This is a genomic window from Streptococcus oralis subsp. dentisani (genome assembly GCF_003944205.1).
Lineage (GTDB): Bacteria > Bacillota > Bacilli > Lactobacillales > Streptococcaceae > Streptococcus > Streptococcus oralis_BH.
The window spans coordinates 1-16,011 of record NZ_RJPH01000010.1 but is presented as its reverse complement, the minus strand read 5'-3'; the positions used below and the strand labels follow the sequence as shown (position 1 = coordinate 16,011).

General features: G+C 41.5%; 16 protein-coding genes. 15 read left to right on the top strand and 1 reads right to left on the bottom strand.

Annotated elements, in window-relative coordinates:
* Positions 1–56 precede the first annotated feature (56 nt).
* The 9 genes from rimP to D8805_RS07405 all read left to right on the top strand — a co-directional run bounded on the left by rimP (position 57) and on the right by D8805_RS07405 (position 7,567).
* Positions 57–536: a ribosome maturation factor RimP gene (gene rimP, locus D8805_RS07445; RefSeq protein ID WP_125416542.1), complete on the top strand. Its 480-nt coding sequence runs from the start codon at positions 57–59 to the stop codon at positions 534–536.
* 42 nt (positions 537–578) lie between these two features.
* Positions 579–1,715, top strand: coding sequence for a transcription termination factor NusA (nusA, locus tag D8805_RS07440; protein WP_125416540.1), 1,137 nt, complete (start codon positions 579–581; stop codon positions 1,713–1,715).
* Positions 1,716–1,736: 21 nt separating this feature from the next.
* The gene (gene rnpM, locus D8805_RS07435) at positions 1,737–2,030 is read left to right on the top strand and encodes an RNase P modulator RnpM (protein WP_000857560.1); all 294 of its coding nucleotides are present in this window, start codon (positions 1,737–1,739) and stop codon (positions 2,028–2,030) included.
* Entirely contained in the window at positions 2,023–2,322 is a 300-nt protein-coding gene (locus D8805_RS07430; protein WP_125416538.1) for a YlxQ-related RNA-binding protein, read from the top strand. Before rnpM ends, D8805_RS07430 begins: the two co-directional genes overlap by 8 nt.
* A gap of 16 nt (positions 2,323–2,338) precedes the next feature.
* Positions 2,339–5,122: a translation initiation factor IF-2 gene (gene infB, locus D8805_RS07425; protein ID WP_125416536.1), complete on the top strand. Its 2,784-nt coding sequence runs from the start codon at positions 2,339–2,341 to the stop codon at positions 5,120–5,122.
* Positions 5,123–5,288: 166 nt separating this feature from the next.
* Positions 5,289–5,639 carry a 30S ribosome-binding factor RbfA gene (gene rbfA, locus D8805_RS07420; protein WP_001273601.1) on the top strand — a complete coding sequence of 117 codons (351 nt, stop codon included), beginning with the start codon at positions 5,289–5,291 and terminating at the stop codon, positions 5,637–5,639.
* Positions 5,640–5,735: 96 nt separating this feature from the next.
* Positions 5,736–5,969: a DUF1858 domain-containing protein gene (locus D8805_RS07415; protein WP_000368739.1), complete on the top strand. Its 234-nt coding sequence runs from the start codon at positions 5,736–5,738 to the stop codon at positions 5,967–5,969.
* A complete protein-coding gene (locus tag D8805_RS07410) occupies positions 5,969–7,303 on the top strand; it encodes a DUF438 domain-containing protein (RefSeq protein WP_125416534.1) in 1,335 nt (444 codons plus the stop codon). Before D8805_RS07415 ends, D8805_RS07410 begins: the two co-directional genes overlap by 1 nt.
* Before the next feature lie 9 nt (positions 7,304–7,312).
* The gene (locus D8805_RS07405) at positions 7,313–7,567 is read left to right on the top strand and encodes a DUF1912 family protein (RefSeq protein WP_000119707.1); all 255 of its coding nucleotides are present in this window, start codon (positions 7,313–7,315) and stop codon (positions 7,565–7,567) included.
* A gap of 42 nt (positions 7,568–7,609) precedes the next feature.
* Here D8805_RS07405 and D8805_RS07400 read toward each other — a convergent pair whose 3' ends face one another.
* Positions 7,610–7,915 (bottom strand): DUF898 family protein, encoded by a 306-nt coding sequence (locus tag D8805_RS07400; protein WP_084852247.1) that lies wholly within the window; start codon positions 7,913–7,915, stop codon positions 7,610–7,612.
* Positions 7,916–8,132: 217 nt separating this feature from the next.
* On the opposite strand from D8805_RS07400, the gene D8805_RS07395 reads away from it, so the two are divergent.
* The 6 genes from D8805_RS07395 to D8805_RS07370 form a co-directional block, all read left to right on the top strand.
* Positions 8,133–8,528 (top strand): helix-hairpin-helix domain-containing protein, encoded by a 396-nt coding sequence (locus tag D8805_RS07395; RefSeq protein WP_007519286.1) that lies wholly within the window; start codon positions 8,133–8,135, stop codon positions 8,526–8,528.
* 278 nt (positions 8,529–8,806) lie between these two features.
* Positions 8,807–9,376, top strand: a complete 570-nt coding sequence (locus D8805_RS07390) for a GNAT family N-acetyltransferase (RefSeq protein WP_125416532.1) — start codon at positions 8,807–8,809, stop codon at positions 9,374–9,376.
* Positions 9,377–9,408: 32 nt separating this feature from the next.
* Positions 9,409–10,248, top strand: a complete 840-nt coding sequence (locus tag D8805_RS07385; protein WP_125416530.1) for a hypothetical protein — start codon at positions 9,409–9,411, stop codon at positions 10,246–10,248.
* Between the two features lies 1 nt (position 10,249).
* The gene (locus D8805_RS07380) at positions 10,250–12,898 is read left to right on the top strand and encodes a valine--tRNA ligase (protein WP_125416528.1); all 2,649 of its coding nucleotides are present in this window, start codon (positions 10,250–10,252) and stop codon (positions 12,896–12,898) included.
* Positions 12,899–12,981: 83 nt separating this feature from the next.
* On the top strand, positions 12,982–15,135 hold the full coding sequence (locus tag D8805_RS07375; protein ID WP_125416526.1) for a sensor histidine kinase: 2,154 nt from the start codon (positions 12,982–12,984) through the stop codon (positions 15,133–15,135).
* 16 nt (positions 15,136–15,151) lie between these two features.
* On the top strand, positions 15,152–16,011 hold an 860-nt coding region (locus D8805_RS07370; RefSeq protein ID WP_125416524.1), incomplete at its 3' end, for a response regulator.

Below are 16,011 nucleotides of genomic sequence, written 5' to 3'. Positions count from 1 at the left end.
GTAAGAATATGAGAAAGAGAGGCGGGGAAATATCTTCGCCTCTTGCTTATGAGGAGGTGGACGCAATCGCAACAATCGTAGAATTAGTCAGAGAAGTTGTAGAACCTGTCATCCAAGCGCCTTTCGAGCTCGTGGATATCGAGTATGGAAAGATTGGCAGTGACATGATTCTCAGTATTTTTGTAGATAAACCTGAAGGAATTACCTTGAACGACACGGCAGATTTGACAGAAATCATCAGTCCTGTCCTAGATACCATCAAGCCTGATCCCTTCCCAGAACAATATTTCCTAGAAATCACTAGTCCAGGCTTGGAACGTCCTTTGAAAACCAAGGATGCTGTCGCTGGAGCTGTTGGGAAATACATCCATGTCGGGCTATACCAAGCCATTGATAAGCAAAAGGTCTTTGAAGGAACCTTGGTATCCTTTGAAGGGGATGAGTTGACTATGGAGTATATGGACAAGACACGTAAGAAAACCGTCCAAATTCCATACAATTTAGTATCAAAAGCACGTTTAGCAGTAAAACTATAGAAAAGAAAGGATAGCTTTTGAGGATTCAAAAGTGAAGAAAACATGAGTAAAGAAATGCTAGAGGCCTTCCGCATTTTGGAAGAAGACAAGGGAATCAAAAAAGAAGACATCATCGACGCAGTTGTAGAGTCGCTTCGTTCCGCTTATCGCAGACGCTATGGTCAATCTGATAGCGTAGCCATCGACTTCAATGAAAAAACAGGTGACTTTACAGTTTATACTGTCCGTGAAGTTGTTGATGAAGTATTTGATAGTCGTTTGGAAATTAGCTTGAAAGATGCTCTTGCCATTAATTCAGCCTATGAGCTTGGTGACAAAATCAAGTTTGAAGAAGCACCAGCTGAGTTTGGTCGTGTAGCAGCCCAATCTGCCAAACAAACCATTATGGAAAAAATGCGCAAGCAAACACGTGCCATCACTTACAATACTTACAAAGAACATGAACAAGAAATCATGTCTGGTACAGTAGAACGATTTGACAACCGTTTTATTTACGTCAACCTTGGCAGCATTGAAGCCCAATTGTCAAAACAAGACCAAATCCCTGGAGAAGTCTTTGCTTCCCACGATCGTATCGAAGTCTACGTTTACAAGGTTGAAGACAACCCTCGTGGTGTCAACGTCTTTGTTAGCCGTAGCCATCCAGAAATGATCAAACGCTTGATGGAACAAGAAATTCCAGAAGTTTACGATGGAACTGTCGAAATCATGAGCGTAGCCCGCGAAGCTGGTGACCGTACCAAGGTTGCCGTTCGTAGCCACAATCCAAACGTGGACGCTATCGGTACAATCGTTGGACGTGGTGGTGCTAACATCAAGAAGATCACCAGCAAATTCCACCCAGCTCGCTACGATGCCAAGAGCGACCGCATGATTCCTGTAGAAGAAAACATTGACGTTATTGAGTGGGTAGCGGATCCAGCTGAGTTTATCTACAATGCCATCGCACCTGCAGAGGTTGACCAAGTTATCTTTGATGAAAATGATAGCAAACGTGCCTTGGTCGTTGTACCTGATAACAAGCTTTCTCTTGCTATCGGTCGTCGTGGACAAAACGTTCGCTTGGCAGCTCACTTGACGGGTTACCGTATCGATATCAAGTCTGCAAGTGAGTTTGAAGCTATGGAAGAAGCAGGTCAAGTGGATTACGCAGCTGTGGATGAATTAATCGAAGAATAAAAGCTGTTAGGGGAGGGAAAGATGAAAACAAGAAAAATCCCTTTGCGCAAGTCTGTTGTATCTAACGAAGTGATTGATAAGCGTGATTTGCTCCGCATTGTCAAGAACAAAGAAGGACAGGTCTTTATCGATCCGACAGGCAAGGCCAATGGCCGCGGCGCTTATATCAAGCTAGACAATGCAGAAGCCCTAGAGGCGAAAAAGAAGAAAGTCTTTAACCGTAGCTTTAACATGGAAGTGGAAGAAAGCTTTTATGACGAGTTGATCGCTTATGTGGATCACAAAGTAAAAAGAAGAGAGTTAGGACTTGAATAAGCAAAAAATAAGCAATCTCTTGGGACTGGCTCAACGAGCAGGTAGGATCATATCGGGTGAGGAATTGGTAGTCAAGGCCATCCGAGACCAGAAAGCCAAGCTAGTCTTTCTAGCCCATGATGCTGGTCCCAATCTAACCAAGAAGATTCAAGATAAAAGTGACTATTATCAAGTAGAAGTTATAACCGTGTTTTCAACACTGGAATTAAGCATAGCAGTCGGAAAATCGAGAAAGGTTTTGGCTGTGACAGATGCTGGATTTACAAAGAAAATGAGGTCTCTTATGGAATAGAAGAGGAGGACATGATTTGTCTAAGAAAAGATTGTACGAAATCGCAAAAGAACTTGGAAAAGAAAGTAAAGAAGTTGTAGCGCGTGCAAAAGAGTTGGGCTTGGATGTGAAAAGCCACTCATCGAGCGTGGAAGCTACTGCTGCTGAGCAAATCGCAGCTAGCTTTAAACCTGCTGCTCCGAAAGCAGAAGAAAAACCTGCGACACCAAAAGCAAGTGTAGAAAAGAAAGCGGAAAAGCCTGCATCAGCTAAACCAGTAGCCGCTAAGGAAGAAAGTAAACCAGCTGCACCTGTAGCTCCTAAGGAAGAAAAAGTAGTGGCCGCAAGACCACAAAGTCGAAACTTCAAGGCGGAGCGTGAGGCGCGTGCCAAAGAGCAGGCAGAGCGAAGCAAACAAAACAAGGACAACAACCGTGACCAACAACAAAACGGCAACCGTCAGAAAAATGACGGCCGTAATGGTGGCAAACCTGGTCAAGGAAACCGCGACAATCGCCGATTTAACGACCAAGGGAAAAAACCACAAGGTCAAGGGAATCGTGGCAATGATCGCCGTCAGCAGCAAGACTTCCAGCCAAAACCAGCTGGACCACGTGTTGACTTTAAAGCCCGTGCAGCAGCTCTAAAAGCAGAGCAAAATGCAGAATACGCTCGCTCAAGCGAGGAGCGCTTCAAACAATCGCAAGCTGCCAAAGAAGCCTTGGCTCAAGCTAATAAACGCAAGGAACCAGAGGAAATCTTTGAAGAAGCTGCTAAGCTAGCTGAACAAACGCAGCCAGCCGTAACAGTAGCTCCTGTAGCGAAAGAAGCGCCAGTGGATACACGTCGTAAAAAACAAGCTCGACCAGACAAAGAACGTGATGATTATGATCACGAAGAAGATGGTCCTAGAAAACAACAAAAGAATCGAAGTAGTCAGAATCAAGTGAGAAATCAAAGAAATAGTAACTGGAATAACAACAAAAAGAATAAAAAAGGCAACAAGCAAAATAATCGCAATCAGGCACCAAAACCTGTTACAGAACGTAAGTTCCACGAATTGCCAAGCGAATTTGAATATACAGATGGTATGACTGTTGCGGAAATCGCAAAACGTATCAAACGTGAACCAGCAGAAATCGTTAAGAAACTCTTTATGATGGGTGTGATGGCCACACAAAACCAATCCTTGGATGGAGAAACCATCGAACTCCTCATGGTGGATTACGGTATCGAAGCCAAACAAAAGGTTGAAGTGGATAATGCCGACATCGAACGTTTCTTTGTCGAAGATGGCTATCTTAACGAAGATGAATTGGTTGAGCGTCCACCAGTTGTAACCATCATGGGACACGTTGACCATGGTAAAACCACCCTCTTGGATACCCTTCGTAACTCTCGTGTTGCGACAGGTGAAGCAGGTGGTATCACGCAGCATATCGGTGCCTACCAAATCGTTGAAAATGGCAAGAAGATTACCTTCCTTGATACACCAGGACACGCGGCCTTTACATCTATGCGTGCGCGTGGTGCATCTGTTACCGATATTACCATCTTGGTTGTAGCGGCCGACGACGGGGTTATGCCTCAGACTATCGAAGCCATCAACCACTCAAAAGCGGCGAACGTTCCAATCATCGTAGCCATCAACAAGATTGATAAACCAGGTGCCAATCCCGAACGTGTTATCGGTGAATTGGCTGAACACGGTGTTATGTCAACTGCCTGGGGTGGAGATTCTGAATTTGTTGAAATCTCAGCCAAATTCAACCAAAACATCGATGAACTCTTGGAAACAGTCCTTCTTGTGGCTGAAATCCAAGAACTCAAGGCAGACCCAACAGTGCGTGCGATCGGTACCGTTATCGAGGCTCGCTTGGATAAAGGAAAAGGTGCGGTCGCAACCCTTCTTGTGCAACAAGGTACCTTGAATGTCCAAGACCCAATCGTTGTCGGAAATACCTTCGGTCGTGTCCGTGCTATGACCAATGACCTTGGTCGTCGTGTCAAGGTCGCAGGCCCATCAACGCCGGTTTCTATCACAGGTCTAAACGAAGCGCCAATGGCTGGTGACCATTTTGCTGTTTACGAAGATGAAAAATCTGCGCGTGCAGCAGGTGAAGAGCGTGCGAAGCGTGCCCTCATGAAGCAACGTCAGGCTACCCAACGTGTCAGCCTTGAAAACCTCTTTGATACGCTTAAAGCTGGTGAGCTTAAGTCAGTTAACGTTATCATCAAGGCCGACGTACAAGGTTCTGTTGAAGCCCTTTCTGCCTCACTTCAAAAGATCGATGTAGAAGGTGTAAAAGTTACCATCGTTCACTCAGCGGTCGGTGCTATCAATGAATCTGACGTAACACTTGCGGAAGCTTCAAATGCCTTTATCGTTGGTTTCAACGTACGCCCTACACCACAAGCGCGTCAACAAGCAGAAGCTGACGATGTAGAAATCCGTCTCCACAGCATTATCTACAAGGTTATCGAAGAGATGGAAGAAGCCATGAAAGGGATGTTGGATCCTGAATTCGAAGAAAAAGTTATTGGTGAAGCGGTTATTCGTGAAACCTTCAAGGTATCTAAAGTGGGAACCATCGGTGGATTCATGGTTATGAGTGGTAAAGTTACTCGTGATTCTAAAGTCCGTGTCATCCGTGACGGTGTCGTTATCTATGACGGTGAACTCGCAAGCTTGAAACACTACAAAGACGACGTGAAAGAAGTTACGAACGGTCGTGAGGGTGGATTGATGATCGACGGATATAATGATATCAAGATGGATGATGTGATTGAGGCATATATCATGGAAGAAATCAAACGATAATAGAGAAACGATAGCCGATTTGACTCGTCGTCAACAGCGCCTTGATGAACCCTTAGTTCTATCTAAGGCTTGTTTCCTAGATTCAAATGGCTCTAGTTCCTCTATCTAATAAAAATAGCTAGGTCTGCTGACCTAGCTTTTGGTTCAAAGTAGAGAAAGGAATATCATGGCAAATCATTTCCGTACGGATCGTGTGGGCATGGAAATCAAGCGTGAAGTCAATGAGATTTTGCAAAAAAAAGTCCGTGATCCGCGTGTCCAAGGTGTGACCATTACAGATGTTCAGATGCTAGGTGACTTGTCTGTTGCCAAGGTTTACTACACCATTTTGAGTAACCTTGCTTCGGATAATCAAAAAGCTCAAATCGGGCTTGAAAAAGCAACTGGTACGATCAAACGTGAACTTGGTCGCAATTTGAAATTGTACAAAATCCCGGATTTAACCTTCGTCAAAGATGAATCCATCGAATATGGAAACAAGATTGACGAGATGCTACGCAATCTGGATAAAAACTAAGAAAGAGGGGGTGCCCCTCTTTTTTGGTGTATGCTAATCGTCCTTATGGTATAATATAAGCAGTAAAATCATTTTAGAACATACATGGAGGTCGTCATGGACAATATCATCGATGTGTCAATTCCCGTTGCGGAAGTGGTAGACAAGCATCCAGAAGTCTTGGAAATCCTAGTGGAGCTTGGTTTTAAACCACTTGCTAATCCCTTGATGCGCAATACAGTCGGTCGCAAAGTATCGCTCAAACAGGGTTCTAAGCTTGAAGGAACTCCTATGGACAAGATTGTCCGCACGCTAGAAGCGAACGGCTATGAAGTGATTGGATTAGACTAATGGCAGATGAACGGATTCATATCCTACGGGATATTTTGTTAGAATTGCACAATGGCGCATCTCCTGAGTCAGTTCAGGAGCGTTTTGATGCGACCTTTACAGGTGTCTCAGCTATTGAAATTTCCCTCATGGAGCACGAGCTAATGAACTCAGACTCAGGTGTCACCTTTGAAGATGTCATGGAGTTATGTGATGTCCATGCCAATCTTTTTAAAAACGCTGTTAAGGGTGTCGAAGTGGAGGATACCGAACACCCTGGCCACCCAGTTCGCGTCTTCAAAGATGAAAATCTGGCTCTCCGTGCTGCCTTGATTCGCATTCGGAGACTGTTAGATACCTATGAGTCTATGGAAGATGAGGAAATGCTGGCAGAGATGCGCAAGGGCTTGGTCCGTCAAATGGGGCTTTTGGGGCAATTTGACCTCCACTATCAGCGCAAGGAAGAACTCTTCTTTCCCATCATGGAGCGCTATGGACACGACTCACCTCCAAAAGTTATGTGGGGAGTGGATGATCAGATCAGAGAACTCTTTCAGACAGTTCTAGCGACAGCTAAGGAACTACCAGAAGTGTCGATTAGTAGTGTAAAGGAAGCTTTCGAAGCTTTTGCGACAGAGTTTGAAAGTATGATTTTCAAGGAAGAGTCCATCCTTCTCATGATTCTTCTTGAGTCCTTCACTCAGGATGACTGGATTCAGATTGCGGAGGAGAGTGATGCTTATGGCTATGCCATCATCCGTCCGTCTGAAAAATGGGTGCCAGAACGTCAGAGTTTCGTTGAGGAAAAGAGTGCAGAGGAGCCAGTACAACTAGACACGGCTGAAGGCCAAGTTCAGCAAGTTATCGATACACCAGAAGGCCAGTTTACTATTACCTTTACTCCTAAGGAAAAGGAAGCAGTGCTGGATCGCCATAGTCAACAGGTATTTGGCAATGGCTATCTCTCTGTCGAGCAGGCCAACCTCATCCTCAATCACCTCCCTATGGAGATTACCTTTGTCAATAAAGATGATATTTTCCAGTATTACAATGACAATGCGCCTGCTGATGAGATGATTTTCAAACGGACGCCGTCCCAAGTTGGGCGCAATGTAGAACTCTGCCACCCGCCTAAGTACCTAGACAAGGTAAAGGCCGTTATGAACGGTCTTCGTGAAGGAGTCAAGGACAAGTATGAAATGTGGTTCAAGTCGGAGTCGCGAGGCAAGTTTGTCCACATCACCTATGCCGCCGTACACGATGAGAACGGGGAATTCCAAGGCGTGTTGGAGTATGTTCAGGATATCCAGCCCTACCGAGATATTGATACGGACTATTTCCGTGGATTAGAATAAGGAGAATCAATGAGTTACGAACAGGAATTTATGAAGGAATTTGAAGCCTGGGTCAATACCCAGATTATGATTAACGACATGGCGCACAAGGAAAGTCAAAAAGTTTACGAAGAAGACCAAGACGAGCGTGCCAAAGATGCCATGATTCGCTACGAAAGTCGCTTGGATGCTTATCAGTTCTTGCTTGGAAAGTTTGAAAATTTCAAGGCGGGCAAGGGATTTCATGATTTGCCAGAAGGATTGTTTGGCGAGAGAAACTATTAATCGTTGCAAATCAAAAAGTGCGTATGAACGCACTTTTTCTGTTTATACGTGATGTGTGTGTTTGGTGATCCATTGTTCCATTTTGATATGCAACCAGAATGAATAGATGCCCAAAGTGATGATGGTGAGCAAGAACCACTTGATCCAGTTCCCGAATAATTGAGAACCTGTTCCGTCAAAATAGAGGCGACGCCCATCGATGACAGTGTGCTTGACTTTCCAGTTTTGCATCATACAAACTGCCCAAGGCGTAGCGATTCCAATAGTAAAAACTATGATAAGCATGGCTAGGATAGCATATCCAACGTAGCTCAAAAGACCACCATCAAAGTAACTTTCATTATTCATATTCTTCTCCTTATCAGCTTTTTACGTGAATTAGTCTTGCACATTACTGCATGTTTTATCAAGAAGTTGAATCATTGTCAAATTAGATTGAAAGAAAAAACGGTTAGATTTTTAGGAGCAATCTCGTTTCCTTTCTTGATTTTTTCCCAAAATCTTGATAGAATATCTTTATTAAATCCTTGTCAGAACAGGGATTTTTTATTGAAAGGATTTTATCATGTCAAAGAAACTCCAACGGAAAAAACAATTACGAAACAGCCTTCGTCGTTCAGGTGCATTTTCAAGTACGGTGACCAAGGTTGTCGAAGAAACAAAAAAAGTTGTGAAACATGCAGAAAAATCTGCTAGCGAAGCAGGGAAAGTTGTCTCTAAAAAAGTGGAACAAGCAGTAGAAGCAACTAAAGAGCAAGCTCAAAAAGTTACAAGCTCTGTAGAAGAATTCGCAGCCAACCTAGGTGGACTTTCAGTCGACCGTGCCAAGACTTTCTACGATGAAGGAATCAAGTCTGCTGCTGATTTCAAAAATTGGACAGAAAAAGAACTCCTTGCCTTAAAAGGAATCGGTCCAGCTACCATCAAGAAATTAAAAGAAAACGGCATCAAGTTCAAGTAATCTTTCTTGCCCCTTGCATTTCCGTCAAAAACTTGTTAAAATAAAGCCATTAGAGGTGTTTTGAGTCCCACATTTTACAGAAAGTGGCGGAGCTGAGAAGTCCACAAATGTGTCGAAACTGGTTGCTAATGGATGAAAAATGAAATAATATTGTCTTTTTGTTTTAAAGACGAGAGTTGCGGGCAACTGCCCGAAATTGGGTGGTACCGCGGATAAACACATTCGTCCCTGTCATGTAGATGGCAGGGGCATTTTTTTATGGAAAGCGAGGGAGGAAGATGACAAGAGCAGAATTACCAGAACGAATAGAGACCGAACGGCTGATCTTGCGCGTCCGTACAGTAGCTGATGCCGAGGATATCCATGCCTATGCTAGTCTGCTAGAAGTCGCCTATCCAGCAGGCTTTCCACCCGTCAAGACCTTGGACGATGAGATTTATTACCTCGAGCATATCCTTCCTGAACGCAATCAAAAGGAAAATCTCCCAGCTGGTTACGGCATTGTGGTCAAAGGGACCGATAAAGTCATTGGCTCTGTTGACTTTAACCACCGTCATGCAGATGATGTGCTAGAGCTTGGCTATACCTTGCACCCAGACTATTGGGGTCGGGGCTATGTGCCAGAAGCAGCGCGTATCTTGATTGACTTAGCCTTTAAAGATTTGGGTCTTCACAAGATTGAATTGACTTGTTTTGGCTATAATGTCCAAAGTCAACGAGTCGCGGAGAAGCTTGGATTCACTCTTGAAGCTTGCATAAGGGATCGCAAAGATGTCCAAGGCGATCGCTGCAACAGTCTGATATATGGCTTGCTGAAGAGTGAGTGGGAATTAGAAATTGGTAGTTGAACTGTTTGAGAATTTCGAACAGATGGGATGTATTGAAGAATTTTGAAAGAGAGGTGAGAAGATTGGAAATAAGCCAGATTATTACTCTAATTAGTGGAGCAGGTATAGGAGCTGTACTAAGTGCACTTTTAACGTTCATAAATAGTAGCAAAAAGAATAAACTTGATTTTATAACTAAAGAACGTTCAGAGTGGAGAAAAGATATCCAAGCTATTTTAGATGACTTGGGTAAAGTAGGTAAACGTTCAGAAGCTATTCAACGCTTAAAATCACGAATTAATCCATATGGAAAGAATTTAACTGCTGAAGACAAAGACTCTTTTTATTTGCATGACGGTCATATATGGAGGTTGATTGAAAAAATTGATATATCTAATACTGAACAGGTAGAAGAGTTAGCCGATTATGTTCGTTTGCTTTGGAAGTACGACTGGGAGAGGTCTAAGTATGAGATAAGATTTGACATTATTAATAGCTTTATATACTTTTTACTTGTTGTCGAACCTATATCCAATTCTTTATTAATTCTGATTAAATTTGAAGTGCTGTGGGTTCAAGTTGAACTGTTCTGTATATCTATTTTAATGATATTAGGTACCTTCCACTTCAAAGAATTCACTAAAAAAATTAAAGAATGGACAAGATATGAATTAGTATATTTTGGTTTGTTAACTTCGGCAATGAGTATTAGCTCAGGGTTTATGTTGTATTGGATAATTCCTACTAGCATAAGCATATTGAAGCTTATTATTTTGAATCTTTTGGTGATGTCACCAATAGCAGGTGCAATTATAACTATTATTTTAAAAGGTAGTGGTGAAGAAGAAAAATATATTGGTACTTTAAAGAAAATTGAAAATAAGGAGAACTAAAATGAAAGAACTTTCACCTAAATACAATCCAGCCGAGGTTGAGGCTGGTCGTTATCAAAAATGGCTTGATGCAGATGTTTTCAAGCCTTCAGGCGATCAAAAGGCTAAACCTTATTCAATCGTTATTCCACCACCAAACGTAACTGGTAAACTTCACCTTGGTCACGCTTGGGATACGACCTTGCAAGATATCATCATCCGTCAAAAACGCATGCAAGGTTTTGATACCCTTTGGCTGCCAGGGATGGACCACGCCGGTATTGCCACTCAGGCTAAGGTTGAGGAGCGCTTACGTGGTGAGGGCATTACTCGTTACGACCTCGGTCGTGAGAAATTCCTCGAGAAAGTCTGGGAATGGAAAGACGAATATGCGACGACCATCAAGGAACAATGGGGCAAGATGGGGCTTTCTGTAGACTACTCTCGTGAGCGTTTTACTCTTGACGAAGGTTTGTCAAAAGCCGTCCGCAAGGTCTTTGTGGAGCTTTACAAGAAAGGGTGGATCTACCGTGGTGAGTTTATCATCAACTGGGACCCAGCAGCTCGCACAGCCCTTTCGGATATTGAGGTGATCCACAAGGATGTGGAAGGTGCCTTCTACCACATGAACTACATGCTAGAAGATGGCTCACGCGCCCTTGAAGTTGCGACAACTCGTCCTGAGACTATGTTTGGGGACGTTGCCGTTGCGGTCAATCCAGAAGACCCACGCTACAAGGACTTGATTGGCAAACATGTCATCCTTCCAATCGCTAATAAACTCATCCCAATCGTTGCGGATGAGCATGCAGATCCTGAGTTTGGTACTGGTGTCGTGAAAATCACACCTGCCCACGATCCAAACGACTTCTTGGTTGGTCAACGCCATAACTTGCCACAAGTCAACGTCATGAACGATGACGGAACCATGAATGACTTGGCCTTTGAATTTGCAGGCATGGATCGTTTTGAAGCTCGTAAGGCAGTCGTTGCTAAGTTGGAAGAAATCGGTGCCCTCGTTAAAATAGAAAAACGTGTTCACAGTGTTGGTCACTCAGAGCGTACAGGTGTCGTGGTTGAACCACGCTTGTCTACGCAATGGTTCGTTAAGATGGACCAATTGGCGAAAAATGCCATCGCCAACCAAGACACAGACGACAAGGTAGAATTCTACCCACCTCGTTTCAACGATACCTTCCTCCAATGGATGGAAAATGTTCACGACTGGGTTATCTCACGTCAGCTCTGGTGGGGTCACCAAATCCCTGCTTGGTACAATGCTGAGGGTGAAATATATGTCGGCGAAGAAGCTCCAGAAGGCGACGGATGGACTCAGGACGAAGACGTTTTGGACACTTGGTTCAGCTCTGCCCTTTGGCCATTCTCAACCATGGGCTGGCCTGAGGTCGACTCAGCAGACTTCAAACGTTACTTCCCAACTTCAACCTTGGTAACAGGTTACGACATCATCTTCTTCTGGGTGTCTCGTATGATCTTCCAATCCTTGGAATTCACTGGTCGTCAGCCATTCCAAAACGTGCTGATCCACGGTCTCATCCGTGACGAGCAAGGACGCAAGATGTCTAAATCTCTCGGTAACGGAATTGACCCAATGGATGTTATCGAGAAATACGGTGCCGATGCCCTTCGCTGGTTCCTTTCAAACGGTTCTGCGCCAGGTCAAGACGTGCGCTTCTCTTACGAGAAAATGGATGCTTCATGGAACTTCATTAACAAGATCTGGAACATCTCTCGCTACATCCTCATGAACAATGAAGGCTTGACCCTTGAGCAAGCTACTGCCAATGTGGAAAAAGTGGTCAACAAGGAAGCTGGAAATGTCACAGACCGCTGGATTCTCCACAACCTCAATGAAACGATCGGCAAGGTAACTGAGAACTTTGATAAGTTTGAATTTGGTGTGGCTGGTCACATCCTCTACAACTTCATCTGGGATGAGTTTGCGGACTGGTATGTTGAGTTGACCAAGGAAGTCCTTTATAGCGATAACGAAGAAGAGAAAGTCATCACACGTTCTGTTCTCCTATACACTTTAGACAAGATCCTTCGTCTCCTTCACCCAATCATGCCATTTGTGACAGAAGAAATCTTTGGACAAATCTCAGAAGGCTCTATCGTTACAGCAGAATACCCAACTGTTAATCCAGCCTTTGAAGACCTTGCTGCCCACACTGGTGTAGAGAGCCTCAAAGACTTGATCCGTGCCGTTCGGAATGCGCGTGCTGAAGTAAACGTAGCACCAAGCAAGCCTATCACGGTTCTTGTTAAGACTAGCGATAGCGACTTGGAAGCCTTCTTTAACAGCAATGTCAACTACATCAAACGCTTCACAAATCCAGAGCACTTGGAAATCGCATCAACCATCCCTGCACCTGAACTTGCTATGTCAAGCGTCATCACAGGAGCAGAAATTTACCTGCCGCTGGCAGACCTCCTCAATGTCGAAGAAGAACTAGCTCGTCTCGACAAGGAACTGGCTAAATGGCAAAAAGAACTGGACATGGTCGGCAAGAAACTCTCTAACGAACGCTTCGTAGCCAATGCCAAACCAGAAGTCGTCCAAAAAGAACGCGACAAACAAGCCGACTACCAAGCCAAGTACGACGCGACCGTCGCACGTATTGATGAGATGAAGAAACTTGTTAAATAAACACAGAAGCACGGTGATGAGCCGTGTTTTTTGGTAGGTTTTATGATAAAATTAAAGAAAATACTTAGAACGTGGAGAATAAGATGATGCAAACAATTACAGGAAAGATTCGTCCATCTAGTCGACACCTTTTTACTATAGGTGAGGATTTAATTCAAGATAAGTTTGCAGCAATAATGGAATTGGTAAAAAATTCTTATGATGCTGATGCTACTGAGGTCACTGTTAACATAAATCGCAAAGTAGATGATAGTATCACAGTTACCGTAGAAGATAATGGTATAGGTATGTCTCTTGAAGACATACAAACTAAATGGTTAGTCCCGTCAACGGCAAACAAATTAAATAATAGAATTAGTCGAAATGGTAGAATAATGCAGGGAAGAAAAGGAATTGGACGATATGCTGCAAATATTCTTGGAGATGACTTGTTACTTTCTACAATAACTAGTCAAGGTGAGTCTACGGAAGTATATGTTGACTGGTCTGAGTTTGATAAATATGATTATTTGGATGAAATTGATATTGTAATTGAAACTTCTGAATCCAGTAAAAGGTCCGGTACAATTTTGGTTACATCTCATAAACTTGATAAAAATACAGAAGGCGAGGAGGATGAAAAAGATTGGTCTCGTGAAGATATAGAAAAACTAATTTTCGAATTAAAAAAATTAATACCTCCATATCAAGTTATAAATGAGGATGACAGCTTTAATATTTTCATCAAGACTCAAAATTTTGATGAGGATATTGAACTTGTAGTCTCACCTTTTCCTTTTTTAGAAATATACGATTATAGAATTCATGGAGAAGTTAAGGAAACTGGAGAAGCAATTTTATATTACGAAAATCAAAGAAAAAGTTCAGAAATCGAAACAATTATAGAATCACTATCCCCTACAAAATGCGGAATAATTAAATTAGATATCAGGGTTTATGATCGAGATAAAACAGCCATTGATAGTTTAATAGGTCGTGGTTTAAAAGATGAAAAAACTGGGAAATACTTAACAAATCTTCAGACTAGACAATTACTTAATGATTTTAATGGTATTGGTGTCTATAGAAATGGTTTCCGAATAAGACCACTGGGAGATCCAGAAAATGATTGGCTTGAACTAAATAAGAGAAGAGTACAAAATCCTAGCTTTAGAATTGGTAGTAACCAAACAATAGGATATGTTCAAATTGAGTCAGAAGAAATCTCAGGTTTACATGAACAAAGTGCACGAGACGGATTGAAAAAAACGAATAGTTATTATGGTTTGATATCAACAACTCAAGAAGTTCTCTCTCTATTAGAGCAAAGACGGTTTATTTATCGAAGAAAGACAGAATCCTTTAGTAAACAGAGCTCAGTAAACAATAAACTTAATTTATTATCGGATTATACGCTACTTTCAAAGAATTTGAATAAAGTTCTTCAGGATTTTGGGCTAGAAAACTCTTCTATTGAAAAAGTTAATCAACTTATTTTAAAAGAAGAAGATAAAAAACAGAAACTTGCAGATGAATTGAGTAATGCTATAGCTGTCTATCAGGGGCAGGCTACTTTAGGAAAAATAATAGATGTTGTTATGCATGAAGGAAGAAGACCATTGCATTATTTTGAAAATCAAATACCGAATTTAAACGATACGATTGATAAATTTCTACTACAGAGGGATGACACTTTAAGAGAAAGACTTAAAAAAATATCAGACGGAGTGAGTCGAAATTCATACGCTCTATCAGAATTGTTTAATAAATTAAATCCATTAGCAACACGAAAAAGGAATAAAGCTAAAGTATTCTCCTTGACAGAAACTATCCAGGATACACTTAAGATTTTTGAGAACGAGTTGAAAAAACAAAACATAGTAGTTCAGATTTCTCCTAACAATAATATTGATTTTTATGGTTGGTCTCAAGATATTACAACGATATTTGCTAATTTAATTGATAACAGTCTATATTGGATGAAGGATTGTAAAGATTCTAAAATAATTAATATTTCAATCGTAGAAAACGAAGCCGAAATCGTTATTGATTATACTGACACTGGCATAGGTATTCCAAGAGAATTAATTCAACATGACTTGATTTTTGATCCTGAATTTACAACTAAAAACGAAGGTTCAGGATTGGGGTTAGCTATTTCCGGTGAAGCGGCAGAAAGAAATAAATTTAAATTAAGCGCTTTAGAGCATCAAGGCGGAGCTCACTTTAGATTATCGTATAGCAAGGAAGATATATAAAAGGAAGATATATAAAATGTGTACTATTTTTAAATTTTTATATGTTGAAGATGATTTAGATATGATTGAAACAATGGAAGATTCAATTGTAACTATTAATGAGAAGACAGAAAAAGGCAATAAATTTCAGATGCAAGTTGTTAGTTCATCTTCTGATGCATTGCTATTTTTAGATAAGTATGATTTCGATTTCGTTCTTATTGATATCAAATTACATGGAGGAGATTCTGGTAACATTGTAATAGATAAAATAAAAAAGGATTATAAAATTCCATGTGCCATACTGTCAGGCACTCCAGATACAGATGATGGCGATCTCATAAAAATTTTCACAAAGTCCAATTGTAAAAATCACGAAATATTAGAAGAGATGGCTTCTGAAGTTGGTTTATTCAAAGTCATTGGAAAACGAGGTATTATTGATGCTAACTTGCAAAAATTGTTTTGGGATAATTTTTATAAGGATAGTAATTACTGGAAAAGAATAAAGGATAGTCTAACAGATAGGAGCATGGAACAATTAGTACTAAGATACACTATTTCTCATTTATATGAACTCTTAGATTATGAATCTGAACAATATGAAACAATTGAAATGTTTATCAACCCCTACATCTATCTTGAAGGAATAAAAACTGGTACTGTAGTACAAGAAACACAAGATTTAGCTAATAAAAATTTTATAGTACTATCACCACCTTGCGATCTTGCTATTCGAAGTGATGATGTCCCAAAAACAGATTCAGTTTTATTAGTGGAAATTGAAAACTATTCAGTGCATATTAAACATAGAGATGATTTGTTAGAGCCTTCAAAAGCTTTCAAAAAGGATATAGGTAAATTGGTTAAAAATAATCATTCCGATAATTTATACTG

Excerpts from the sequence above, each read along its gene's own strand:
- rbfA (WP_001273601.1), top strand. The coding sequence starts at position 5,289 with ATGGCAAATCATTTCCGTACGGATCGTGTGGGCATGGAAATCAAGCGT.
- D8805_RS07375 (WP_125416526.1), top strand. The coding sequence starts at position 12,982 with ATGATGCAAACAATTACAGGAAAGATTCGTCCATCTAGTCGACACCTT.
- D8805_RS07405 (WP_000119707.1), top strand. The coding sequence starts at position 7,313 with ATGAGTTACGAACAGGAATTTATGAAGGAATTTGAAGCCTGGGTCAAT.
- D8805_RS07395 (WP_007519286.1), top strand. The coding sequence starts at position 8,133 with ATGTCAAAGAAACTCCAACGGAAAAAACAATTACGAAACAGCCTTCGT.
- D8805_RS07400 (WP_084852247.1), bottom strand. The coding sequence starts at position 7,915 with ATGAATAATGAAAGTTACTTTGATGGTGGTCTTTTGAGCTACGTTGGA.
- D8805_RS07390 (WP_125416532.1), top strand. The coding sequence starts at position 8,807 with ATGACAAGAGCAGAATTACCAGAACGAATAGAGACCGAACGGCTGATC.
- nusA (WP_125416540.1), top strand. The coding sequence starts at position 579 with ATGAGTAAAGAAATGCTAGAGGCCTTCCGCATTTTGGAAGAAGACAAG.
- D8805_RS07410 (WP_125416534.1), top strand. The coding sequence starts at position 5,969 with ATGGCAGATGAACGGATTCATATCCTACGGGATATTTTGTTAGAATTG.
- D8805_RS07380 (WP_125416528.1), top strand. The coding sequence starts at position 10,250 with ATGAAAGAACTTTCACCTAAATACAATCCAGCCGAGGTTGAGGCTGGT.
- D8805_RS07415 (WP_000368739.1), top strand. The coding sequence starts at position 5,736 with ATGGACAATATCATCGATGTGTCAATTCCCGTTGCGGAAGTGGTAGAC.
- rnpM (WP_000857560.1), top strand. The coding sequence starts at position 1,737 with ATGAAAACAAGAAAAATCCCTTTGCGCAAGTCTGTTGTATCTAACGAA.